Source organism: Hyphomonas sp. (genome assembly GCF_036964145.1).
Classification (GTDB): domain Bacteria; phylum Pseudomonadota; class Alphaproteobacteria; order Caulobacterales; family Hyphomonadaceae; genus Hyphomonas.
The window spans coordinates 880,042-904,549 of record NZ_JBALUC010000001.1 but is presented as its reverse complement, the minus strand read 5'-3'; the positions used below and the strand labels follow the sequence as shown (position 1 = coordinate 904,549).

The window sequence follows — 24,508 nt, the reverse complement described above, 5'->3', positions numbered from 1 at the left end:
ACGGGCTTTTTTGTTTGCTACGTACAGGGCGTGTCAGGCAGCCCAGGCAGCGAGGATGGCCTCTTCCACGTCGCGCAGCCTGTCCTTGCCGAACCACATCTGATCCTTCACGAAGAAGGTGGGCGAGCCGAAATTGCCGCGCTCGACGGAGGTCGTGGTGGTGTCCACCAGCTCCTGCTTGATCCCGGCCTCCTGCGCCTTGGCCATCAGGGCGTCGGCGGGCAGGTCCGCTGCGGCCAGAACCCGTCCGATCGTTTCAGGATCATCCATCTTTTGCGCGCCCTGCCACATCGCATCATAGACCGCGTCCACATAGGGCTTGAACACGTCCAGATGCTGCGCCGCCACCGCGCCGCGCATGATCGCCAGCGTGTTGACCGGGAAGTGCGGGTTCATCGCGAAGGCCTGCGTCAGGCCATGCCGCTCGATGAACCGCATCATTTCAAGCCGCTCATATTCCGGTTTGTTTCGGACGCCGGCAAACGCCATCACCGGGGACTGATTGCCTGTCGCCTTGAACACACCGCCCAGCAGAACCGGCACATAGGTGAAGGTCACTCCGGTGCGCGCCTCGACCTCCGGAATTACCTTGTGGCTGAGATAGGCATTCGGGCTGCCGAAATCGAAATGGAATTCCACGCTCACATCCTTCATCACCATGTCTCCCCATAGGGACGGATTTCCTGTTCAAACGTCCAGGCCGTCTCCGGCTGCTGGAACAATTGCCAATAGGCATCGGCGATGGCCTCGGGCGGCATCAGGCCCTGCGGGTCGTCCGGGCCGCCGCGTTGCCGGATCAACTCGCGCACCCATTCGGTGTCGACGCCGGCATCAATGATCAGATGCGCGATATGGATATGCTGCGGCCATAATTCCCGCGCCATGGATTCCGCAACAGCGCGCAGGCCGAACTTGGCCGAGGCAAAGGCTGCGTAGCCCTTGCCGCCCCGCCGCCCGGCCGTGGCGCCGGTGAAGAAGATCTTGCCCTGTCCGCGTTCCAGCATAAGCCGCGCGGATTCGCGGCCCGTCACGAAGCCGGCAAAGCAGGCCATCTCCCAGACTTTGCGGAAGACGCGGTCGGTGGTTTCCAGAATGGGGAAATTCACATTGGCGCCGACATTGAAGACGGTCAGGGCCAGCGGCGCCAGCGCGTTCGCTTCAGCCAGGAAGGCCGTCACATCGTCCGGCTCGCGCGCATCCAGCGACCGCGCGGAAATCCGGCCGCCCGCCGCCTCGATTTCTTCAACCAGTGGCGCCAGCTTGTCGCCATTGCGACGGCCAGCCACCACAATATAGCCCTCGGCGGCGAATTTCTTCGCGATCGCCGTGCCGATATAATCCCCCGCGCCGACAATCGCGACACTCTTGTCCTGTTGCGCCATGCCGCGCCTCCTCTGTGCCCTCTGGCCCTTACACGTATTTGTGTGTATATGCACATCTATGCGTGGCGAGGTAAATCCCCTAATTTTACCGAACGCCGGAAATCAGTGTATGGAAGCGCCATGACGACGGACACATCAAACAGGATCCCCCTTCTGGAGGATCTCCGCCACAGCCCGCATGTTTGCATGGCCGAGGTGACCCGCGCCGCCAATCGCGCGCTGTCACGTCACTATGGGGCCTATCTGGATGGCGCCGGTATTGCGCCCGGCCAGGCCTCCCTGCTGATGCAGCTCTATTATCTGAAAGACATTTCTGTCGCGGACTTTGCGGCCCGGATGCGCACCGAGCGCACCACCATGATCCGCAATATCGCGGCGCTGGAACGTGCCGGCCGGGTCGAGACCTTCACCCCCGAGGGCAGCCGCTCACGTCATGTGCGCATGACCGACACGGGCCGGTCACTGCTGGCGGATATCGTGACGAGATGGGACGCGGCCCAGAAAGCCCTGAAGGCCCAGCTGGGAGCCGAGCAATGGACCACGCTGATCACCGCACTGAACGCATTGGCCGATTTACCGGGTCATTTGCCGGAGCCTGACGCGACAAGCTGATCGTAACATGCCGATCCGGACCAGCTCAGAACCGTCTCATTTGATCCCAAATCATCCATATTTTGAACTTAGCAAATACTCAGCCTCGTATATTCCGCGCGAATGCTTTCGGAATGAGCATTTCGCGGTGCGAAACCACAAAAATCTTGTTGTGCACCGCAAAGACGATTCGCTCGCCTTTCAGGAGTAATCTGTCCTGAATTCTTTGGAAGCCGGCTTGCCTGCTTCCCCGGGACGGCACCAGTTCTTGGCTGTATTGTGCACCGCACGCTCAGAAATATATTCCGGCGCCCCCTGCATATCCAACTATTGATTGCATCAGGAGGCGGGAGGAGGTGTTCACATTCTGGACGAGAGGTGAACCCGGCCCCGCGTCGACGAAGAATATCTCAGTACACAGACTCTTTGAGCGCCCCTGATCATGGGGCACACTCGCCCTCGAGGGGTTTCCGCCGCCTCTTGAGACCCCGTTTGTAATAATTTGGGTGTTGAGAATACCTGAAAGGGGCGTTAATAATCAGTTAACCTCCGATTGTATCGAAATGTCGGGGGGAAATTCGGGGACGCATCTTTCAGTACTTACGCAATACTGGAAGCATGAAACGAATTTTTAGACATAGAATATGGCAAGGGATCGGAGACGAGAATCTTGGGGACAGCAAAGAAGCGATAAAAATTCGGGCGCACTCAGTTCGAAAACATCATGACATCAGAGATCACTTACGAATCTAACAGGGTTCGAGGTGTGGTCACGGGACAGCTATGCCCCGTGACCTGAATTGGCGGATTCCCGCCACTCCTACCCACTCGCGTGGGATGCACTGTCCAGCCAATGGTGGCGGGGCAGAACACCCCGGCTATGGCTTGCACCCATGCCGGGAAAATCGAGGGTACCACAATGAAGCGTACACTTACAGCTATTGCGGCAGCGGTCGCACTTACAGCGGGTTCGGCATCCGCTCTGGACTCCGAAAGCCTGGAAATCACCTTGGGCGGCGAAGTCGAAAGCAATTGCGAACTGGTTCCTGAAGGATCTGCAAGCTACGACGTCGACATGCTGGATGGAGGCAATCAGGGATCTTTGACCATCCTGTACTCCTGCAACTCTCCCTACACCGTCTCACTGGAATCCGCGAATGGCGGCATGTACCACAATGAGAGCAGTGGTGGGGTGAACATCGACTATGACGTCGAAGCCAGTTCGTTTGGTCTCGGCATCTTCAATCCGACGGTCACCAATTCGGCCGACATGCAGGGCACGCCGGTTACGATTGTTACCAACAATGACTGGCTGAACATTCTGTTCAATGGTGGCACACGCACCGGAAACCTCGACCTCTCGTTCGACTCCCCGACCGAGTATGCCGTCGCCGGTACATATTCCGACGTGCTGACCATCACCCTGGCAGCTGACTACTAGGGCCATCGTGATGAGATCGTCAGGTGGCGCCGTTCCAACGTCCGCGCCACCTGACACCTTTTTGAGACACAGGTTTATCCAGCGGAGGACGCAGATGCTGTTTCGAGCATTGTTCATCTTGTTAGCCGGCATGTTGGCTTCGGTATCGCCTGCGGCGTGGGCCTATGAATTCGCCCCCATCGTCGCGCAGTTCACGCCAAGTGGGGCCGGCGCCTCCAGGACATTCGTTATAAAGAATACGCACGCAGAACCGATTGCCATTCAGATCGAGGTCTTTCAGCGTTCTGCAGATGATCAGGGAAACGAAATCCGTCAGCCGGAATTTGACAATTTCATTGTCACCCCTCCCCAACTGGTACTTGCGCCCGGACAGAGTCAGTCCATACGCGCGCAATGGATTGGCGACCCGGACCCCGAGATTGAACTCGCCTACCGCCTGGTCGTGGAGCAATTGCCAATTCCGTATGCGCACGAGGATGCCGGCGACAAGCGCATCATGGATGTCAGCGTGGGCTTCCGATATGAAGCGGCGCTCTATGTGTTGCCGAGAGAGGGATCTCCGAACGCTGAACTTGTTGCCAGCGAACTGGCCCGGACTGATGCGGATGAGCCGCAATTAAGGCTCACCGTCCGGAATACGGGCAAGCGCCGCGCCATCCTGCAAAACACTGTCTTGACCGTCCGGGCGGGTGATCGCTCCATCGACCTGTCGGGTGACGCGGTGTCCAAACTTGACAACCGCAACATCATTGCGGGAACCCAGGCAGTTGTCGATTTGCCTTGGCCTGACGGTATTCCCGTCGGCCCTGTTTCCGTGACGATGACCGCGGATTATTACAAAAATTGACGGGCGGGCATGGTGCGTCAGCCTTCTGAAAATTCAGACCGAATGACAAGGCCACACCGCGTTGCAAAGAGTTTGTCGCGACGGCACGTTCCCACGCTGATCCTGGGCATTGGCGCATTCCTGATATCGCATCTGCCCGGCTTTCTTGCGCATGCGGATGAGTCGGGGAGCGACGACGGAACGACGGCTCCCAATCTCGACAAGAAGGCGACCGTCGACGAGATTTTCGGGGCTTTGTTTGGCGCAAAACAGCAACAACAAGTCAGCCTGCCCTACCCGGTCATAATTTCCGGGTTGAACCAGGGCGACGTGACGATGACGCCCAGCCTCACCCCCGGCGAGACGACGGTCAATCGCCGGGCGATTGTCGATCTCCTGCTGCCTTTCCTGATCGAAGAAAAGCAGGTGGAACTGCTTGAGATCGGTGCCCAGCAAGAGACGGTTACCACGAACGCATTGAACGCGATGGGATTGGTCGCCACGTTCGATCATACCAATCTCCTGCTAAACATCGATGTGCCGATCGACATGAGATCGATTGTCCCCCTTCATATCCAGCCCCGTTTCAATCCGGCGCTACAATTGAATACGGTGGATCAGGCCAAGACCAGCGCCATCGTCAACTTTGCGGCCGGCACCCAATATGTTCATACCAGCAAATATATTGATCCGGGATTTGCCGCCACCCAGCTGAACCTGACTGCCGCGATCAACCTGCGGGATCTCGTCCTGGAAACGGGCGTTCGCTACAGCGATACAAGCGACAATGCGCTGGCCCTGAATGATACGCGCCTCACCAAGGATTTGGTCGACCGGCGTATTCGACTGGAAGCTGGCGATCTCACGGTCCCCACAAGCGGCCTGCAGGGAAACCCCCGGCTGCTCGGGCTGGCAGGCTTCCGCAGTTTTGCCCTTCAGCCCTATGAGGAATACCGGACCAATCCCTCGCAGCAATTCGAACTGGAGCGCTCTGCGCGGGTGCTCGTCTATATCAACGGACAATACATTCGCGAATTCAGGCTCAGCCCCGGCCGATACAATCTGACCGATCTGCCGCTCCAGAGCGCAGCCGGCAATGATATCGTCCTGGAAATCGAATATGACAGCGGCGATGTCGACCGCGTTGTGTTCTCGGCCTTCTATGATTTCAGTCTACTGAAAAAAGGGGTCAGTGATTTCGCCGTCAGTATCGGCCCGACGGCGGAACTCGACGAGGGCGTGCGTGACTATGACATGGACAATCCCGCCATCAGCGCCTTCTACCGGAAAGGATGGACGGACGCCTTGACGGCTGGGGTCAATCTTCAGGCCGATACCTCGCTCGTCAATCTCGGGGCCGATCTCTTCTATACCAACAAGTATGGCACATTCGGATTTCTCGGCGGTTACAGCGATCATGATGAGGGCAGCGGCGGCGCCATAACGGCGCTCTATCGATGGAGTGATACAGACTCGGCCAGACAGATGCGGTTTGATTTGCAGGCGCGCTATCAGGAAGAGCAGTACCAAGCGCTCGGAGGCGGATCCGGCAATATCGAATACGATTTTGCCGCCAGACTTTCACGCAACTTTTCCCAGACACAGCGGATGCAGATTTCAAGCGGGTTGCGCAAGCGCCATTCGGAGTCCGAGTTTGAAAAGTCTGTCTCCGCCAATTACACTTGGCGTACAGCCTACGGAACGCTGGGCACTGTGCTCCGCTACAATCAGGTCCCCGGAAAGGCGGAAGAATGGTCCGGTGGCATCTCCTTCAGCATCCGACTGGGGGATGGATACGCTCAGGTCTCTCACGATACCCGCACGCCCTCCTCCCGCGCGTCCTACTCGTCCCGCATGGACCGGAATGTCGGCAGCTTCGGATGGGACACGACCTATACGCGGCAATCCGGTATTGATGATGTGCGCCTTGGCGGATCCTATATTGCAAACCGTTTTGAAGGCCGCGCCGAGCAGCGGTTCTCTGCGGTGCAGGAAGGCGATGCCTTCGGATCAGAGACCACGACCGAGTTCTCGATTGGCTCTGCCCTTGTCTATGCCGATGGCGCGCTCGCGCTGTCCCGGCCGGTCTATGACAGCTTCGTGATCTTTGCGAAGAATGAGGCCGTGAAAGGGTTTGACATCGCGGCCGACCCCAAGGCCTCCATTCTCGACACCAAGCCGACCTATGCAGCCTATTCCTCCGGTCTCGGACCTGCCGTCGTGCCCGATCTCAACGCTTATTACGTCCGCACCATCGAAGTGGACGCGCCGGACGCGCCACCTGGCACATCGCTTGGGGGACAGGCGCTGACCTTCCTGCCCAGCTACCGGTCGGGATATATTGTGAGACTGGGAGATGACCGCAATGTCGCGGTGATCTCCGTGCTGGTGGACCAGGACGGCGAGCCGATCCCGTTTGCCGCCGGCTATGCGATCACCAGCGACGGGGAACGCCACCAGATGTTCACCAATCGCGGCGGCCGGTTCTATGTCGATGGCTTGCAGCACGGGGAAACAGTCACAATGGAATTCGATTCTCCGGAAGGCGCGACGGCCACCTTCCAGGTGCCCGAAGGCGAAATCGGCGTCATGCGACTGCCCGACCCGGTGAAGATCCGGACCAACACGACCCCCGCGCCCTATGATGTGACGGTGCGTGTAATGAACAAGGAGGGAGCTTGAAATGCTGTATGCTAGACTCTGGCTGGCCGGACTGGCCCTCATGCTCGCAAATGTCGCCACGGCCCAGGACGCATTGCCCCTGTCGCCGACCAGCATGACCGAGCCGGGCACCGCGTCCGCGACAGACCCCTGCCGGCTCCGGCTGGCGCCGGCGCCTCTCATCCAGTATCGCGGCGCGCTAAGCCGGGGCTATGACGGCGACAGCAACCGGGTTCATACCGAACTCGGTGCCCTCACGGTGGAGCATAGCGGAGAGGCGTGCGCCTATATCGTCCGCATCGAACCGGATGCGGGCCCGGGCAAGGCGACCCTGCACTCCGGTAGCAATACGCTTGATGTGCGGATTGACCAGGCCGGGCGCGAGATATCATCGGGCGACAATGTCGTCGAGGTGCATGGATCCATGCCCAGGGGTCAGCCTCAGAGACAGATCAAATTCCAGGTCACCCTTCCGCCCGGACAGCGCGTTCGGGCCGGCCAGTATACCGGACGCCTGGCCGTGTCGCTGTTCGAAAGCCGGGATGGCGGACAGGAACTGGTCACTCAGCAAACGATGGATGTGGTGACCCAGGTTGCGCCCAGCGTGGTGGCATCCTTTGGCAGCGATGCACAGGGCGGGATCAAATCCATGGATATGGATTTCGGGACCCTGATGAAAGGACAGGAAAAGTCACTGGATTTTTCCGTCGCTGCCAACACGCCCTACTCTATCGATCTGCTGTCTGAGAATGCCGGGGAATTACGGCACGAATTCACCCCTTACGGTATCGCCTATGATCTGCGCATTGATGGCCAGCTCGTCCAGCCCGCAGCCGGAACAGAGACGACCATCCTGCAGGGGCACACCAGTTCACAGCACAGGCTGGATTTCATGATCCGCACCGAGACGGCGCTCGCCCTCGCCGGCAAGTATTCCGACCGGCTCACGCTGATCATCGCCGCCGACTAGATCAGCCTTGAGACGCGTCAGGCCACCTTGTCGGCGGATGAGGCCATGCGTCCCCGCGTAACGCGGTTACGGCCATTGGCCTTGGATTCGTAAAGGGCCGCGTCCGCCGTCGTGACCAGCCGCGTATCCGGGCAGATGTCCGGCGATGTCGAGACGCCGAACGACGCCGTGACCCCGTCAATCACGATGCCATCATGATGGAAACGATGCGCGGCGATATCGCTGCGAATGGCCTCCGCACGCAACAGCGCATCCTCGGTTTCCACACCGGGCAGCAGGATGACGAACTCCTCGCCGCCATAGCGGAAGGCCAGCCCGTCCTCGCGCGTGTGTGACTGCAGGATCCTGGCGATCTCCCGGAGCACGTCGTCGCCCTTGTCGTGGCCATATGTGTCATTGAGCAATTTGAAATGGTCGACATCCATCATGATACAGCTGACGAGGCGCTCCGTATGCTGCGAATCGCGCAGCAATGCGCCCAGCCGCTGCTCAAGCTGGCGCCGGTTGGCGAGACCCGTCAGGGAATCCGCCATTGCCTGTTCCTGCAATTCTTCCCGCAGGCCCATATTGGCGAGGGACAGTGAGATGTTCTCGGCCAGCATGACAATATAGTGCTCATGGGCCTGATAAGCCGGCCCATCGGGCATCTCACAGTAAAGCAGTCCAATGACTTCCCTTTGCGCCGTCAGAGGAACGCAGACGGAAGAGATCGCAGGTCCGCCCTCTCGCCCACTCTCTGGCCCGCCCTCTCCAGACCGCAGATGCTCACAGGGCATGTCGGGCTGATCTGCGCCATGCTGGTGCAAGGTGCCCCGGCGCAGAGCCCAGCAATCCATCGGCCCGAAGCGTGCGGCGGAATCGGCAGGCGCCAGCCATTCGCTGGCCTGCCGCATGATGCTGTCGGTCTTCTCGAACAGATAGAGCCGACCGGGGCATCCCGGCAGGATGGCCGGCAGGAAGAGGCGGACCACATCGGCCACTTCGTCCTTGCTCTCGCAGGCCTGCATGCGGTGGGTCATGCGGGACAAGACCGTCTTGAGCTTCAGGTCGCGCTCCAGCTTTTCCTCAAGGCGGCGCCGTTCCAGCCCGTTCTCCCGGAATATCCGGACGGCCTTCGCCATGTCGCCAATCTCGTCCCGGTTATGGAAATTCGACAGGTCGACATCATAATCCTGATCGGCAAGCCGTGTGACGACATCGCTCAGCCGGCTGACCGGCCGCAGGATGCGGCGCTTCAGCACGAAATAGAGCACGCCCAGGAACATCAGCGCCGTCAGCCCCAGCACCATTTCGGAAATGGCTTTCCAGGTCCGCGAGGCCCGCACGGCCTGATTGATCTCGGTGGCGGTTCGCTGGTCCAGCAAAGCCTGGAAGCGCAGCACGTCACTGTTGATGAGGTCGAGTTCCGCCTCGTAATGATCGCTGTAGAGAATGTTGCGCGCTGTCTCCGCGTCGCCGTTCTGGAACGCTACGATCGCTTGGCGCTGCTCATTGGTCAGGCGATTGGCCTGGTCAATGGCCTCCGTCAGGGCCGTAAGCTCGACCTTGGTGGCGCCGACATCCTTCATGTGCTGCAAGCGGTCTTCGGTGCCCTGCAGGGCGGCGGCCACAACGCCGTAATCCTCCAGATATTCTTCATTTCCGGTGATGACATATTCCCGCGCCTTGTCGGACATGTGGAATATCTCGACATCGAGTTCGAAGGAGGCCTTGTCGAAGGCGTAGCGATTGGCAACAGCGGCCCGTTCCTCATCCAGCGCGGCGGACGCCATCAACATGGTCGCCCCCGTGATCATGGAGAGCACGACAGTCGTCACATAGGCGGTGTGGGTAATGGTAGATAAACGCATGCCCGCAGCATGGCCGAACATGGTTAAGACCCCAGCCCCGCCCTGCTGAACAATTCGAGCGCGCCCGGAAATCTTCTGTTTACCAGTTCAGCCGGCGCGCCGGCCGCAAACCGCACCGCACAGACCGGCCACCTACCATCAAAATATCCCAGCCAATAAAAAACCGCCCCGAAGAGCGGTCGTTTATATGGTGCCAGAAGAGGCATCAAATCTTTCCGATTGCGCTTTGTTTTTATAGGATAATAAAGTATTTTTTGGACTCGATACCCCCAAATATACCCCCAGTCGAAATTCCCTAGCCCTTAAACCCCGCCAATTCCTTCTTCGAACTGATGCACAAACGCGACGGCTTTTTCTGAGACGCGCCGCACTTTTCGGCGACGTTCGAGAATGCGAGGCTTCTCGATCATGGCAGCAACAACATTGTCAGGCAACGGTTCGCGGCCCGTGAACCTGTAGTCTTTGATAATCAGATCAATCGCGCCACGCTCCAGGCCCTCTTCTTCACAAAGACCGCCAATCGCCTTTTCCTTCTCCCTCGCCCAGTAAGTTGCGAAAGCCTGCTCGATGGAATCCCCATTTGCGACGCTCGGCATGTAGTCGCGAATGAACTTTTCGATCAGCTCCCGTTTGCTCCGCAACTGCGGTTCATTTCCAAGCAAGTTCAGTACGGCGTCGCGCTTCCTTTCGCTCTCACTTGTATCGCCCTTCGCGGCGTCCTTGTTCGCCTGATTCAACAGGTTCAAAATATAGGCAACGTTGATCTCATCACGCTGGATCAACTCCAGTTCGAAGTCGATTTCGTCAACAATGGAGACCGTTTCGCCATCTTCTCCTTTCTTCACCCGGTCGTGGATGTCCAGATACTTGCTTTTGTAGTCTTCAAACGCCTGTGGATGTAATTGCAGATCAGTGGCGTTGTACTCGCTAAAACCCGTCAGCACGTTTCGCAGGCGCATCACGGCGCGAAACGCTTTCACGAACCTCAACTGATCTTCTTCACTGATCAGGCCGTCCACACTGTCGACGCTTGGAGCAATTGCTAGCAGTGCTTCTAATGCTGCGTTGAATTGATCCCGGTAGTGCTCATACGGCTCCAGCAGGATCGTCTCGACAGGGTTTTTGTCAGAGAACATGCGGATCGCTGTATCGGTGGCTTCCTTCAAATTGCGAAAGCAGACCACATTGCCTTGCGACTTGAGTTGACCAAGTGTTCGGTTAGTTCGCGAGAAGGCCTGTATCAGGCCGTGATACTTTAGGTTCTTGTCTACATAAATCGTGTTGAGGCGTTTCACATCAAATCCCGTCAGGAACATGTTCACAACCAGAAGAATGTCGATTCGGTCCTTGGCATTGTCCGCCTTGTCGCGGCCCTTCATGCGCTTCGACAGGTTGCGGAAGTAGGTGTAAAAGGCCTTCCCGTCTTTAACGCTTTGGTTCTCGCCGAACATCTCATTGTAGTCGGCGACACATGCTGCAAGGCGGTCGCGGGTGTGCTCATTGCCCGTACCTGAATCGGCGACGAAATCCACTTCTTCAATTTGTCCGTCGGCGTCTTTGTCTGGCTCGTTGGCCTGGAAGGTGAAGACGGTAGCAACCCGCAAATCGTGATCGCCGGCTTCTTTTCGCCGCTTGAAAGCGTCGTAGTAGGTCAGTAGACCGTCCACGCTGCCAACGCACATGATTGAGCTGAAATGCTTCTTGTGTGTCTTGCGGTCGTGGTTGGTGATGATCCAGTCAACCACCTGTTCAACCCGGTCGGGATGTTCGAAGAACTCTCGCGTGTTTATCCCCGCTACGTCTTCATCAATTAGCGAGCCATCCTTGCGGCGCAATTTTCCCCAATACTCTACCGCAAAACGCAGGACGTTCTGATCGGCAATGGCATTCGTGATGACGTATTTGTGCAGGCATTCGGTGAACAGGTCTTTCGTGGTGCGTTTGCCGTGTTCGTTCTTGCTGGCATTTTCCGCGAAGATCGGCGTGCCCGTGAAGCCGAACATTTGCGCCGCTTCAAAGAACTCCGTGATCGCCTTGTGTGTCTTGCCGAACTGGCTGCGGTGGCATTCGTCGAAAATGAAGACAATCCGCTTCCGGCGCAAATCATCCAGCTTGCCTGCATGATGCTCGCGGGTGATGGCCGTGTTCAGCTTCTGAATCGTGGTCACGATCAGGGGCGTGTCACCCGACAATTGCCTCACCAGCGCGGCGGTATTGTCTGTGCCGTCAACGCTTCCCTCTGAGAAGGCGTTGAACTCTCGAGTCGTCTGATCGTCCAAATCGGTGCGGTCAACGACGAACACCACCTTATCTACTTTGGGCAGGTTCATCAGAACTTGCGCCGCCTTGAAGCTGGTCAGTGTCTTGCCTGAGCCTGTCGTGTGCCAGATATAGCCGTGCTTGCGGCCTGCCTTCACGCGGTCAACAATCGCTTCGACGGCATAGAACTGGTACGGGCGCAGCACCATCAACAGCTTGTCGCTCTCGTGCAGCACGATGTATTTTGCGATCATCTTGGAGATGTGGCACTTCTCAAGAAAGGCGTCTGCGAAGGGTTCCAGCCCTGTCACCAGATTGTTCGCTGCGTCGCTCCAATAGAATGTTTGCTTGAAACTCTGGTGGCGATTGTTCGCGTAGTATTTTGTGTTCACGCCGTTCGAGATGACGAAGATCTGTACATACTGGAAGAGGGCATTGTCCGCGCCATAAGAGTGCCGATGATAGCGGTTCACCTGATTGAACGCTTCGGCTATTTCCAACCCACGCCGTTTCAGTTCGATCTGTACCAGAGGCAAGCCATTGATCAGCAGGGTTACATCATAGCGTGTCTTGTATGCGCCCTGTACGGTCACCTGATGCGTCACCTGGTATTCGTTCTGGCACCAGTGTTCGGTGTTCATGAACCGGAGATAAGCCGTGCTGCCGTCATCGCGGGTCAGCTGCATCCGGTCGCGCAGCGTCTTGGCTTTCTCGAACACGCTGCCCTTGGCGAGGTGGTTGAGAACCTTTTCGAACTCGCCATCGCTCAGCGCCGTTGCACCCAGCACGTCCGCATTATGCTTTTCCAGCTGACGTTTTAGATTCGCTTGCAGGTCGGCTGTATTGCGGATCGTGACTCGCTCATAGCCCAGCCCACACAACCGATCGATCAGGGCCTCTTCCAACTGCGATTCGGATTGGTAGCCAGTCACTCAACATCCTCATATTTCCAACGCCAAGACGTATAGAGGTATTCGCCCCCGCCCTCGCGGTCAGTCAGTTTTACGTAGACTTTAAATCGGGTTCCAATCGGATGTTCTTTTCGCATAGATCGCGAACATTCCACATCCAGGGTTGTTGGATAAGGTTGCCCCTCAATAGGGCGCGCGTGGATGCGGGAAGATTTCCCGCTCTTTGCCTCTCTGTAGGTCTCTATAACAATTTGCTGATACTCTTCCCAAGGCTTGGCCATACTACCCCCTTTCAATCATATGTCGCCGCAAGCGATTTTTGTATCCATACCGATCTTCAATCGCTTAACTCACTGTCCATCCGATCCATGAAGTCATCAAGCTGCACAAGGTAGTCCTCATAGTATTGCTCATACAACGCTCGACTATACAGGGGCTTGCCTTCTAATGGGTTCAACTCGTCCAGTTCGTCGTTGAACGCCGGGTTCTCCTGATACTCGACTAGTTGTTCGGGTTCAGGTCGAATCGAGAAATAACTTGCTAGCATATATCTCAAGACTGCCTCGCTCGTAGTTAGTACTAGTCGCGACAAACTTCGATCACTTTCCAATTCTTTGGGAACGGCTCGACCGTGCGAAATATCGCCTCGAACGTTTCTGAGTGAGCCGGCAATGCGAGCCAGATTTTCGGCCGCACGTGCGTACTCGTCTTCTACAACATCGTCATTTTGTTTAAGGCAGTTAAACGCATATCGAACTTGTTTCGGGAGAGTTTCGCGATCGAGGGTTGGTATGTCGCACTCTGGATCTAATCTGTGGACAATTGATTTCGAGATGCCCTGAAATAGTGCCGTGCAACATTCAATTGTGATGTCTGGATGAGACTGTTCGTTCTCCTCAGCTTTCTCAATTATTGTAATGTAATAGTGAAATTCACTATCGGACTTTGCGTGACGCTCGATGAGATCGACGAGGGCTCTCACTATACGAACATCTGCTGCAGCAGGCCTTTCTTGAAGGCGGTGAGTTGAGTGATCTGGTCGCTCACAGTGGCGATCTTCGCATCGATTGCAGACAGGGCCTCAGCAATTTTTTCTTGTTCTTCGTAATGGGGAGATAAGACTGGGATTTTTGCAACTTCTGTTTTGCTAATCTCCAAGAATGTCGATCCACTAGCTCTCCTTAGCAACTCTTTGGTGTTGAATTTGAGCCAATAGTACCAGAACTCATTATAGTTTGGATCGCGAACAACCAAGCTTTGAAAGCCCTGATTGGTGCAGGCTGGCTGCGTTGCAATGCCCACATCGCCCACAGTCGCGCGAGTAGATAGTAGCAGTGCCCCGACAGGCAGCATTTTTGCTGCCGAAGTTTCTAGGCCGGCTTTCGTTATCTTCCGTCTACTCTCGCCCAGGTATTTTGCTTTGATTTCAGTGGGAGTGAACCATGGAATGTTCCCGTTCCAACTTAACTTGTCGCACGTGTCGGGAGTGCCGCCTCCAACGATCTCCGCAATACGCCCCAACCGCGTCTCCTCCCAGTCGGGAAAATTGGAGCCGTCATCGCGGGTGAAGCGGAGAGTCTGGGAGAACAGGGCCTGCATCAGGCCACGCTTGAACCGCGTCAGCTCCGCCTCTTTCTCTCGCAGTGCCGCCAGCTTCGCATCCAGCGCCCCCAGAAAATCCGCGATTTTCTTTTGTTCATTCGCGTTTACAGGAAGATCGAATTGAAACCTCTCAACATCACTCAGGTTCAATCCGGGTTGCGCAGCGCCTTTGATATAGCGATAGACCTCGCGCTTCCCGATTTCCGATTCTAGAATTTGTTTTACGATGTTTGGGTTGGCAACCTTAGAAGCGACTGCAATTCGAGCCGTAGTTTGAGTAATATTTGCTCCGTCAAGCCAATCCGGAACAACTGCAACATTGCCGGTGTTCGCACCGACAATCGTAAGGAGTAAATCGCCTGGTTTTAGTTTCGATCGCTTATATGGGGCGTCGATCTCGATGGTCACACGCTTGATGTCTTCCAACTTTGCCCACGAGCCAGAATAATCTCCGCCTCGAACAAGGGGGATTCCCTCATCAACGAACTCACCGGGCTGTACGATGCCGTAGGTTATCTTTCTTTCCTGATCTACCAGCGCCGATAAGTTCGTTAGCTGCCACTCCCCCTCAAACCCGGAAAACCGCAGCGCTGGCACGCGTACCTTGACTCCATCGCCTTCCATCAAGCAGCACCTTTCAGAAGTCGAAAGCTCACCTGGTAGCGGTAGAAATCGATGCCCTGCGTCACGCTCAGCGCACGCTTCAGGCGCAGATCGTCTTCTAGCGCGATGATGGCCCCGCGTACTGACTGCCCCTCGCTGATCAACTCGTCTTTCACATAGCCCATATAACGCTGTATCTGACCGACAACGGCATCTGATGCGCGCCCCCGTTTTAACTCCACTACTAGCAATTCTTTGCGGTCCTTGCTGATCGCTAGAATGTCGATGGGCCCGGTATCGGAGGGGTATTGTTGACCGACAATTTCACCATCTTCTTCGAAAATATTGTATCGTTGTCCAAGCTCAGTTTGCGGCCAGTTCTGGATCAAAAAGTGCTCTAGGTGCTGCTCCAGCGCGAATACGCTTGGATCTTCGACCAGTTCGTCTGTCGCGACCAATACTGGTGCCGGATCGCCCTTGATATGAGCGTCGATTTCGGCAGCGTATTTAGTCACGTTGCTGACAGTTCCAACTGAGCCGGTTGAATTGCGAAGCTCCTGACTCATCGATGATCGATCGATTTTCCCAGGATACCAGTCAACGCGTCGGCGATGCGGAATGTCCTCGCCGTCGGCAAAGTAATAGCTACCCGCTATCGTGCCGACGAAATAGGATCCTTGGCTATCGGGTGTCAGGATTAAATCGCCTGCCTTCATGTCACGACATATGGTGTACAACATACCTGCTGCGAGACCGGCCGCGACTTTTGTTTTGTCAGGATTGTTTTCTAGAAAAATCGGACGCATCGCGCGTTTAAATTCTTCCCGCTCAAGAAGGAGTTTGTCGGAAAGGTCAAAGTCAAAGCTCCAATCCGCTCCAATCCACCTTCCCGCGACACCATCTTCAGCATAGCAACTTCCGGGGCCTAACATTACGCGGTAATATTGCTTGGTCGCGCTCATACCGGTGCCTCGATTCCAAGCTCGTCGCAAAATGCCGCAATCGTGGCATCCAACTCCCCCATCTTCGCTTCGGTCGCCCGCAACTCTGCCGTCACCTCTTTCAGGTCAATGGGCTCTTCCTCCTCGAATGTATCGACATAGCGGGGGATGTTCAGATTGAAATCATTCTCGGCAATTTCGGCGAGGCTGGCGCGGTGGCTGAATTTGTCGGTTTCGCTGCGCTCGCGATAGGCGGTAACGATCCGGTCAATGTCTTCACCACGCAACATGTTCTGCGTCTTCACCTTGTCGAAGTGTGCGCTAGCGTCAATGAAAAGCACGTCGTTCGGCTCTTTTCGGCACTTCTTGAATACAAGAATACAGGTCGGAATGCTGGTACCGTAGAAAATGTTGGCAGGCAGACCGATCACCGCGTCCAGCCAGTTCTGATCTTCAATCAGATAGCGCCGGATCGCGCCCTCTGCCCCGCCGCGAAACAGCACGCCGTGTGGCAGGATCACCGCCATGGTGCCGTTTTCGTCCAGATGCGCCAGCATGTGTTGCACAAAAGCAAAGTCTGCTTTGGAGCTTGGTGCCAGTCGGCCGTATTGTGCAAAGCGGTCGTCGGTCTCGAATAGGGTGCTGGCGCTCCATTTCGCGCTGAACGGCGGATTGGCAACAATCGCTTCGAAGGTCATGCCAGTGTGCTGCGGGCGCTCCAGCGTGTCTTCCTGTTGCAGGTCAAAGCGGCTGTAGTGCACATCATGCAGCAACATGTTCATGCGAGCGAGGTTGAACGTGGTGCGGTTCATTTCCTGGCCGTAGAAATTCGCCACATCCTTCACTTCCCGCGCCACACGCAGCAGCAGGGAGCCAGACCCACACGTCGGATCATAAACCGATTCTAGGCGCTCCTTGCCCGTCGTGACAATCCGCGCCAGCACGGTGGAAACTTCTTTCGGCGTGTAGAACTCGCCTGCCTTCTTGCCCGCACCGCTGGCGAACTGGCCGATCAGATACTCATAGGCATCGCCCAGCACGTCACTTTCGGAGTTGGCCAGCTCAAAGTCGATCTTTTCTAAGTGTACCAAAACCTTGGCGATCAGCTTGTTCTTGTCGGATTCGGTGCGACCCAGCTTCGAATTGCCCAAATCCATGTCTTCAAACAGGCTGATAAAGTCTTCCTCGCTTTCCGTGCCTCGCGTCGATTGCTCGATATTGTTGAGCACGGCCACAAGGTCGCCGAGAATGAAGTCGCCATTCGCACCGCGCGCCGCGATGACGCTGAAGAGTTCGGACGGCTTCAGGAAGTAGCCCAGTTGGCGCACAGTATCGGCGCGGATCTCGTCCAAGATGGCGCGCCCTTCATCGGTCGCTTCGTCGATCTCAAGATAGCCAATCTCATCCTGTGTCAGCAGGTTGTCGGCATAGAGCCTCATCTTTTCGGACAGGTATTTGAAGAAGATGAAGCCCAGAATGTAATCGCGGAACTCATCCGCTGCCATCTTGCCCCTCAGCTCATTGGCGATGTTCCAAAGCTGTTGTTCAAGTTTCTTCTTCTGTTCTTCGGTCATGCGGTAGTCCCTGTGATTCGCCTAGAGATAGCGAAACCTGGCGCGTCAGGCTATCCCGATAAAGGCTATCGACGCGTTTGCCGCTTTAGCCAATCCAGTACTTCAGGCGGCACGTCTGGCGTGCCTGGTTCGCCTTCCTCCGCCAATCGATCCATGATCTCTGATGTTCGCCAGTCTGTGACCTTGCCATAGCTATTCAGGCTGGTGGCGAGGTCTTCGTGGCCCAGATTCTGGCTCCAGGCTTTCAAGGCTTCCGGGTCCAGTTGTTTCCGAAAGGCAAGTTGCATCAGCGTTTTGCGGACGCTGTGCGGGTTTGCGTAGGGCAAGCCCACAGCCTCGAAGCGCTCGCGGAAGATGCGACGGATTCCGGCCGCGTCGCTCCAATAGTCTCGGGTCAAGCCGATGGGCGCGAATACCCCCTCTTCATTCAGCCCGGTCTGGGTTTTCGGAAAGAGTGGGTCCGTATCCGCAAACAATAGCTCAGCACGAAGGAAATGCACCCATTCAACAACTATCTCTTCCGCGTCGCCGCCAACCGGGAAGAAATAGGTGGTCATCGTCTTGGCGTTCTTGGTCTTCACTTCGCGCGCATCCTGAAAAACCTCGCGGCGCTCCGGGCTCACCTTGCCCAGTGGTAGGGACGCAATCGCTGCGTCACGCATGCCGGTCAAAAAGGTGAAGGCGATCACAGCGCGGTCGCGTTTCTGGATCGCGGTTTCATAAGGCGCGGCGGCAATGACATGATGGATCTGCTCCACGCTCGGCACATTCTGCTTGCGCTCGGCGGTCGCGATCCTTCGGTCATTGGCGGTCACGTTGAAATACTCGCAATCCGAATGACTGATGCGGCTCTTGTAGCCTTGCTGATCTGCCAGCCATTTGAAGAATGACTTCACCGCCATCAGGCGCGAACGGATTGTGGATTTGGCCAGCGGCTTGCCAGTGCGCGCATTGATCGCCGCCTTCAGGTCTCTCTGAAACTTCTGTGGCTGTTCAATGTGAAATGCGGCAAAGTCCTTGCCATTCGTCGATTTCTCGAATGCCGAAATAGCGGCGGCGACTTGATCGGCCGTGGCGGGCGTCATGCCCTTGGCAGTCTCCAGCCATTGCAGGTATTTGCGCTTTATACGGGCGTTCTTCGCCTGTGCCTTTTTCATCTTTCAAACCTCCGTCTTGCAGTGATCATTCACGCAGGGCTGATTGGTCTCACCTAGGTGTTTGAAGCGATGCGTGCCTGACAGGCTGATAAGGGCAGATAGACGCGAAACCTGTTGCCAGCTGACGCGCTTGTGCATGACGGTCGCGCACGTCTCACACAGCATACGAACCATCGCCGTTTTACCATTTGCCCCGATCAATTCTGCTTCTGAAAACGCTGCCCGCTTCGGCGCGCGACATTTCATGCAGTAGCACTGATCGAGACGGAGTTTTTGCTTCCGGGAGCGCTGCTTGCGAAGGTAAGCCGATAGCTCGTCGCCCAGGATCAACATGGGCTTACAATTGTCGATCACCGGCAAGTCGCCCGACGCGATCCAGCGCCGCACGGTCACCTTCGCCACTCCCAGCGCGCGCGCCGCCTCGTCCACTGAATAACTGCGATGAATACGGATTGCGCGCCAACTCAGCCTACGCGCCATTTTCGATCAGCTCGCGTATGTCTTCCACACGCCAGACCGTGACACGCGCGCCCAGCTTTAGCGGTTTCGGAAACCTCCCGTCTTTGACGCCTGCCCACCAAGTCGATTTGCTAACCGGAATTGGCCCAGCGGGGGCCAATATATCCTTCAAGCGCAGGAAGCCCGTTTTAGGTAGTTCCGTGAAATCTCGCATCGATTCTCTCCGTCTGTTTCGATACGACGAAGCTTGCACAGGTCCAGTATATGCTGGGGGAACAGACGCTAATGCCAGCCTATAGCTTGGGAAACAGGCCTATTTCCCCGTCTCGATCTTGGCAGTTTCAGAAGAGCGCTTGAGGTGGCCACGCAAGGCTTTTCTCGACATGGGCAACCCCTCAAGTTCAAGATCATTCAGAATCTTTGTGACGGCTGGCCATTCTTCTTGTGTCGCGTCGAAATGGTATTTCTTCACGGCCATCGCGTAGATAATCTTGTGCAAGCTTTTCAGTGCGCGCGGATCGGGGGTGTCGCTCTCGTTGATAGGGGCTTCATCCAAACCGGACACCTTCAGAGCAAGCTCAGCTTGCGCAAGCCGAGCCTGTAATTCCTCGATACCTCGGGCAGATGTTGATTGAAGGTTATCGTAGGCAATTGCCCATTGTTGGTTCTCCTGGAATAACGAGCCAACTTCTTCCCGCAGCTGCTCAACGTCGCCTTTCAGAGCCTCGCTTCGCTCTTTCCAATCAATGATTTCGTTGCCAAAAGTCTGAATGGTCTCAATCAATTTTGGCGGGCAATCCAGCCGGACACTTTTGAGCCACGTAAGATACTCGCCTGGTGTAGCTTCCGGAGTTAGCTGACCAATCGAAATCCAGTTCCAAGCTATCTCCATGCGGGCCAGAAACTCCTTGCCAAGGTCGGAACGCCAAGCCTCATCACCTGCGCTTTTCAAAGCCTCCCATGACAGCACATTAGGCGAGCGTCCCAAGGACAGCGCTACGCACTGCTCGACTGTCCAAGTCAGATGACGAGCCCAACGTCGGTAGTCTGCGAACGCAATAGGCGCGTTGAAAAACAATCCAGCGTCAATTTCCTCGCGAATCCTTTTGCGATCTTCGACCCGGAAATCAATGCGCTCCCAGAAACGCTCCTCAAGCGAAGCGTCCGTAAGTTGTTCAAGCTGGTGGCGAAACTCCAGAATGTGATCACCTTCACTTTCCCAATGAATCGAGAAAGCACCAGTTAAAAGATCTTCGGACGAATAGTTCGAAAACCGATCCAGCGTCAGCCAATTGATCTTGGCATGACGGCTAAAATAGTAGTGCTGCATATGTGTCTCGTAACGCTCCCGCCGCCATTCCAGCCGAACCGTACGATACGAGTTTTTGTAATGCGAGAGGGTACGAAGAAAACCTGTTAGTAGACGCCCGTCACAATTCCGGCGATCTCGTCCGCCCACCAATTCGCCATCTTCACGCGCTCTTCCCAATAGAGCGCACGATGATAGGCCCGCCTCACCTGATCGGCTCCAACGTGAGCAAGCTCGGCCTCGATGGCATCCTTGTCCCATAGTCCGCTTTCATTCAGCAGAGTGGACGCGCTGGCGCGGAAGCCGTGAGACGTATGTTGATCCTTCTCAAATCCCATGCGCCGCAAAGCCTGATTGAGGGTGTTTTCACTGATTGGCTTGTCGCGGGCGATGGAAGACGGAAAGACGCGATAGTTGCTTCCGGTTTCGCGCCGAAGTTCCTGCAATATCTGAATGGCCATTGGCGCGAGGTGTTTGACGTGTTCGCGGCGCATCTTGGTGCGGCTGGCCGGGATGGCCCAGGTCGCCGCTTCAAGATCGAACTCTTCCCAAAGCGCCAGACGCAATTCACCGGGCCGGGTATATAGCAAGGCCATCAGCTTCAGCGCCGCGCGGGTAGACGGTGCCCCGCCCTCATATTCCCAAACCGCCTGCACCACTTCTGCGAACTCGTCTCGGGTTGTCGCCGCCGCCATATGCGTGACCTTCGGCGCGATCAGCGCGCCACGTAACGCGTAAGTCGGGTCATTGTCTGCGCGAGCGGTGGAAACCGCGTATCGGCAAACCTGGCCGATGGTTGAGCGTAGCCTTTTCGCGCTCTCGTAATTGCCCAGCGCCTCAACCTTTCGAAGCGTCGCAAGTACGGTAGCGGGCGTTAGCTGTGTGATTGGAAGGTCGCCAAAATCAGCAATCGCCTTGTCCAAGAGCCATTGCTTTTTCTTCAGGGTGGTTTCGGCCTTTCCTTCCTTTCGCAGCTTTTCAATCACTTCGGCGGCGATCTTTGCGAAGGTGTGTTCGTTCAGCGCGGCGTCTTCTTCACGTGCCGTCTTGGCTCTCTCGGCTGGATCGATCCCTTCAGCCAGCAAAGACTTGGCATCACTTCGCCGCTCTCTGGCGCGCGCCAGACTGGTATCTGGATAGGCCCCGAAAGCCAGCGCCTTCTCCTTGCCATCGAACCGATATTTGAGCCGCCAAAGCTTGGATCCACTCGGAGTCACAAGCACATACAGGCCGCAGCTATCCGATACCTTGTATTGTTTGGCTCTCGGTTTGAGTTGGCGAAGCTGTATATCTGTCAGGGGCATGGCAATTTTGGGGGTATCGATCAGGCAGGATTGGGGCTGAAAATACCACCATACCCCCTAATCTACCCCCAACAAAGCCGGATGCGAACGCACACCCCCGCACTACATTGGACAATAAAATCGCCCATTACGTGAAAATATCTATATTTTTCAAGGATTTTTGGAGGTTTTTGGACTGTCTCGGAGAAGCCACTGGTGCCCAGAAGAGGACTCGAACCTCCACTCCCTTGCGAGAACTACGACCTGAACGTAGCGCGTCTACCAATTCCGCCATCTGGGCACGGGGTAGGAAGGCAGCGATGTATAGGCTGATCCCCGGCCCGTCAACGGTAAAACTGCCCAATTTGAGCGCCGAACTGTGCGTTCTACGGCCCCTCTCCGGAGAGAGACGCGCTGGCCTTTCTGCCGGCTCCTCCGAGCCCATGTGGAGGCGGTACGCCAGCCAGTATTATGGTCTCAGGGTGGAGCGTGTCAGCCCGGACAGAAACGCCGGAGACAAGCATTCAAGCGGGCAGGAATCTGTTGGATTTGCTGGGGAGTTCGGTTGGAGCGGGTAGACGGAATCGAACCGACATACACAGCTTGGAAGGCTGGTGCATTACCATTATGCTATACCCGCCCGATCAGGGCTTCCGAAAGCACCTTACACCATCTGGTGCGGGTGGTGGAGGGGACAGGATTCGAACCTGTGTACGCTATGCGGGCAGATTTACAGTCTGCTGCCTTTAACCACTCGGCCACCCCTCCACGGGACCCGCGACCACACGCCGTTTGACGCCGTCGCAGCAGCGCTTCACATAGGCGCCGAAGCACCGCCGATCCACACCGGAAGCGGCCTTATAAGGAAACCCGAAATGGCGCGCAACCATTCTAAACCGCGAAAAGCACACGCCGGCGCAGATAATCCCCGCCGGGGCCCTGCCAGACCGCCGCGCCGCAGCGGCAAGGCGCGTGACGCAGGCGGCGCCGAGGGCGGCCCGCTCTGGATCTGGGGCACGCATGCCGTAATCGCTGCGCTGGCCAATCCCGCGCGCACCTGCCACGAATTGCTGGCGACCGAAAACGCGGCCCAGCGCCTGCCCGCAACCGGGCCGATTGCACCGGTTCTTGTGACGGCCAGGGACATTGACACCCGCCTGCCCGAAGGCGCGGTGCACCAGGGCATCGCCGTGAAAGTGGACCCGCTTGAGCCGGTCGCGCTGGAAGACCTGATCGATGCCGGGATCAGCCATATCGCCGTGCTGGACCAGGTCTCAGATCCGCATAATCTGGGCGCCGTCTATCGCTCTGCGGCGGCCTTCGGCTTTGGCGGGCTGGTGCTGCAGACGCGCAACGCGCCAAACGTCACCGGGGTGGCTGCGAAGGCGGCTGTTGGTGCGATCGAGACCGTGCGTGAAGCCCGCGTTGTCAATATTGCCCGCGCGCTGGAGCAGCTCGGCGAGGCCGGCTACCACACGGTGGGGCTGGCGGGAGAAGGTAAACGCCTGATTGCGGACGCCGTGGACGGGACGCAGAAACTCGCCATTGTATTGGGCGCCGAGGGGCCCGGCATTCGCCCCGCCGTGGCCAAGGCCTGCGCCGAACTCGCGCGGATTCCGATTGCCCCGGAAATGGAGAGTTTGAACGTCTCCAACGCAGCCGCTGTGGCCTTTTACGAAAGCAGCCGGAAACGTTTCCCCCTGTCATAAAGCTCTGCTAGGGATTAACCACGCTGTGGGGAAAAACTGACGGAGTGCGTACCGCCATGCTGAGACTGCTGTCCATTGTCCTTCTTCTCTGCGGCCTTGTGGCTGCAGGCTATGCCGGGTCTGTCATGCTCGACACCTATGCGCCGCGCGACGAGGTGGTCGAATCGGCATCCCCTCAGGAAATGGCAACTGAGGAGGCCTTTGAAGAGGCCGCCATGCCGCCCGCAGCAGAAGAGGAGTTCACCGAGCTTGAGTCCCTGCCGAGCGAAGACATGATGATGGAGGCGCCCGCCGAAGCTCCAATGTCCGGCCCAACGCGCAGCATGCGGGCCGACATTCCGGGCGATGTGTTCCCGGAATCGGCTGAGGCCGCCCCGGGCTTTGATGCGCCACCCCCCGTGATGGCCCGGTCGGCGAACGTCACGCCGCAAGCCAATGAATCCTTTGTCGAAACGCTGAAAAGCGTGCCGGTGGCGCATGAGACGCCGAGTTCCGCCGAGTACAAGCGTGCCTTCGATGTGACCCTCGCCATCGACTCCACGGGCGATGATACGGCCGCCGATGCCCTGCCCGGCCGCGGCAATGTGATCGAAGGCGAAGCGCTGGTGTCGGACCGTGTTGAAGCGCGTCTCAGCGGCGCGAATTTCGAGATCGTGCCCATGTCCCCGGACGTGCAGGCCCTGTCGCCCCTGACGGAAAATGTCTGGCGCTGGTCGGTGCTGCCGCTGTCGGCGGGCAGCCATGACCTCGTGTTTGAAATCTATGCCATCGATGAGGATGCGGTGGTGCCGCTGCGCACCTTCCGGGACACGGTGACGGTGGAGGTATCGGGCATCAATCGCGCCATCGCCTTTGCCGACCAGGCCAATCCGCTGTTCGTCCTGCTGGGCGGACTCGGCTCGGCGATTGCCGGCCTGATCGGGGTGGTCCGGTTTTTCGGACGCAGATAGGCGCCTCGCGCCGCGCGGAGCGGATTTATT

20 protein-coding genes and 3 tRNA genes are annotated in these 24,508 nt (G+C 57.0%); 7 read left to right on the top strand and 16 right to left on the bottom strand.

Annotated elements, in window-relative coordinates:
• Window positions 1-33: 33 nt before the first annotated feature.
• Window positions 34-654: a 2-hydroxychromene-2-carboxylate isomerase gene (locus V7660_RS04460; protein ID WP_335601921.1), complete on the bottom strand. Its 621-nt coding sequence runs from the start codon at window positions 652-654 to the stop codon at window positions 34-36.
• Window positions 654-1,382, bottom strand: a complete 729-nt coding sequence (locus tag V7660_RS04455) for an SDR family NAD(P)-dependent oxidoreductase (protein ID WP_335601920.1) — start codon at window positions 1,380-1,382, stop codon at window positions 654-656. The genes V7660_RS04460 and V7660_RS04455 overlap by 1 nt, the downstream gene beginning before the upstream one ends.
• 120 nt (window positions 1,383-1,502) lie before the next feature.
• Here V7660_RS04455 and V7660_RS04450 point away from each other — a divergent pair, with 120 nt between their 5' ends.
• The 5 genes from V7660_RS04450 to V7660_RS04430 all read left to right on the top strand — a co-directional run bounded on the left by V7660_RS04450 (window position 1,503) and on the right by V7660_RS04430 (window position 7,871).
• Window positions 1,503-1,994, top strand: a complete 492-nt coding sequence (locus V7660_RS04450; protein ID WP_335601919.1) for a MarR family winged helix-turn-helix transcriptional regulator — start codon at window positions 1,503-1,505, stop codon at window positions 1,992-1,994.
• Window positions 1,995-2,892: 898 nt separating this feature from the next.
• Complete coding sequence (locus V7660_RS04445) at window positions 2,893-3,414, top strand: hypothetical protein (RefSeq protein WP_335601918.1); 522 nt, start codon at window positions 2,893-2,895, stop codon at window positions 3,412-3,414.
• A gap of 94 nt (window positions 3,415-3,508) precedes the next feature.
• Window positions 3,509-4,261 (top strand): fimbrial biogenesis chaperone, encoded by a 753-nt coding sequence (locus V7660_RS04440; protein WP_335601917.1) that lies wholly within the window; start codon window positions 3,509-3,511, stop codon window positions 4,259-4,261.
• Window positions 4,262-4,333: 72 nt separating this feature from the next.
• Window positions 4,334-6,922, top strand: a complete 2,589-nt coding sequence (locus tag V7660_RS04435) for a hypothetical protein (RefSeq protein WP_335601916.1) — start codon at window positions 4,334-4,336, stop codon at window positions 6,920-6,922.
• A gap of 1 nt (window position 6,923) precedes the next feature.
• A complete protein-coding gene (locus V7660_RS04430; protein ID WP_335601915.1) occupies window positions 6,924-7,871 on the top strand; it encodes a hypothetical protein in 948 nt (315 codons plus the stop codon).
• A 17-nt stretch (window positions 7,872-7,888) separates the two neighbouring features.
• Here the strand turns inward: V7660_RS04430 and V7660_RS04425 are convergent, their stop codons facing one another.
• From V7660_RS04425 to V7660_RS04360, 14 genes are all read right to left on the bottom strand, one after another.
• Window positions 7,889-9,721 (bottom strand): sensor domain-containing diguanylate cyclase, encoded by a 1,833-nt coding sequence (locus V7660_RS04425; RefSeq protein ID WP_335601914.1) that lies wholly within the window; start codon window positions 9,719-9,721, stop codon window positions 7,889-7,891.
• 302 nt (window positions 9,722-10,023) lie between these two features.
• Complete coding sequence (locus V7660_RS04420) at window positions 10,024-12,912, bottom strand: type I restriction endonuclease subunit R (RefSeq protein WP_335601913.1); 2,889 nt, start codon at window positions 12,910-12,912, stop codon at window positions 10,024-10,026.
• A gap of 316 nt (window positions 12,913-13,228) precedes the next feature.
• Window positions 13,229-13,873 (bottom strand): hypothetical protein, encoded by a 645-nt coding sequence (locus V7660_RS04415; RefSeq protein WP_335601912.1) that lies wholly within the window; start codon window positions 13,871-13,873, stop codon window positions 13,229-13,231.
• Entirely contained in the window at window positions 13,873-15,117 is a 1,245-nt protein-coding gene (locus V7660_RS04410; RefSeq protein ID WP_335601911.1) for a restriction endonuclease subunit S, read from the bottom strand. The genes V7660_RS04415 and V7660_RS04410 overlap by 1 nt, the downstream gene beginning before the upstream one ends.
• Entirely contained in the window at window positions 15,117-16,058 is a 942-nt protein-coding gene (locus V7660_RS04405; protein ID WP_335601910.1) for an endonuclease NucS domain-containing protein, read from the bottom strand. Before V7660_RS04405 ends, V7660_RS04410 begins: the two co-directional genes overlap by 1 nt.
• Window positions 16,055-17,611 (bottom strand): type I restriction-modification system subunit M, encoded by a 1,557-nt coding sequence (locus V7660_RS04400; RefSeq protein ID WP_335601909.1) that lies wholly within the window; start codon window positions 17,609-17,611, stop codon window positions 16,055-16,057. Before V7660_RS04400 ends, V7660_RS04405 begins: the two co-directional genes overlap by 4 nt.
• A gap of 65 nt (window positions 17,612-17,676) precedes the next feature.
• A complete protein-coding gene (locus V7660_RS04395) occupies window positions 17,677-18,768 on the bottom strand; it encodes a tyrosine-type recombinase/integrase (protein WP_335601908.1) in 1,092 nt (363 codons plus the stop codon).
• A gap of 3 nt (window positions 18,769-18,771) precedes the next feature.
• Window positions 18,772-19,197 (bottom strand): helix-turn-helix domain-containing protein, encoded by a 426-nt coding sequence (locus V7660_RS04390; RefSeq protein ID WP_335601907.1) that lies wholly within the window; start codon window positions 19,195-19,197, stop codon window positions 18,772-18,774.
• A gap of 40 nt (window positions 19,198-19,237) precedes the next feature.
• Window positions 19,238-19,441, bottom strand: coding sequence for a helix-turn-helix transcriptional regulator (locus V7660_RS04385; RefSeq protein ID WP_335601906.1), 204 nt, complete (start codon window positions 19,439-19,441; stop codon window positions 19,238-19,240).
• A 99-nt stretch (window positions 19,442-19,540) separates the two neighbouring features.
• Complete coding sequence (locus tag V7660_RS04380) at window positions 19,541-20,557, bottom strand: hypothetical protein (protein WP_335601905.1); 1,017 nt, start codon at window positions 20,555-20,557, stop codon at window positions 19,541-19,543.
• Between the two features lie 86 nt (window positions 20,558-20,643).
• Window positions 20,644-21,840, bottom strand: coding sequence for a tyrosine-type recombinase/integrase (locus tag V7660_RS04375; protein WP_335601904.1), 1,197 nt, complete (start codon window positions 21,838-21,840; stop codon window positions 20,644-20,646).
• A 193-nt stretch (window positions 21,841-22,033) separates the two neighbouring features.
• Window positions 22,034-22,120 (bottom strand) — tRNA-Leu (locus tag V7660_RS04370).
• A gap of 265 nt (window positions 22,121-22,385) precedes the next feature.
• Window positions 22,386-22,459 (bottom strand) — tRNA-Gly (locus V7660_RS04365).
• A 43-nt stretch (window positions 22,460-22,502) separates the two neighbouring features.
• Window positions 22,503-22,587, bottom strand: a tRNA-Tyr gene (locus V7660_RS04360).
• Window positions 22,588-22,694: 107 nt separating this feature from the next.
• On the opposite strand from V7660_RS04360, the gene V7660_RS04355 reads away from it, so the two are divergent.
• A complete protein-coding gene (locus V7660_RS04355; protein WP_335601903.1) occupies window positions 22,695-23,528 on the top strand; it encodes a TrmH family RNA methyltransferase in 834 nt (277 codons plus the stop codon).
• A 56-nt stretch (window positions 23,529-23,584) separates the two neighbouring features.
• On the top strand, window positions 23,585-24,478 hold the full coding sequence (locus tag V7660_RS04350; protein WP_335601902.1) for a hypothetical protein: 894 nt from the start codon (window positions 23,585-23,587) through the stop codon (window positions 24,476-24,478).
• Window positions 24,479-24,508 lie beyond the last annotated feature (30 nt).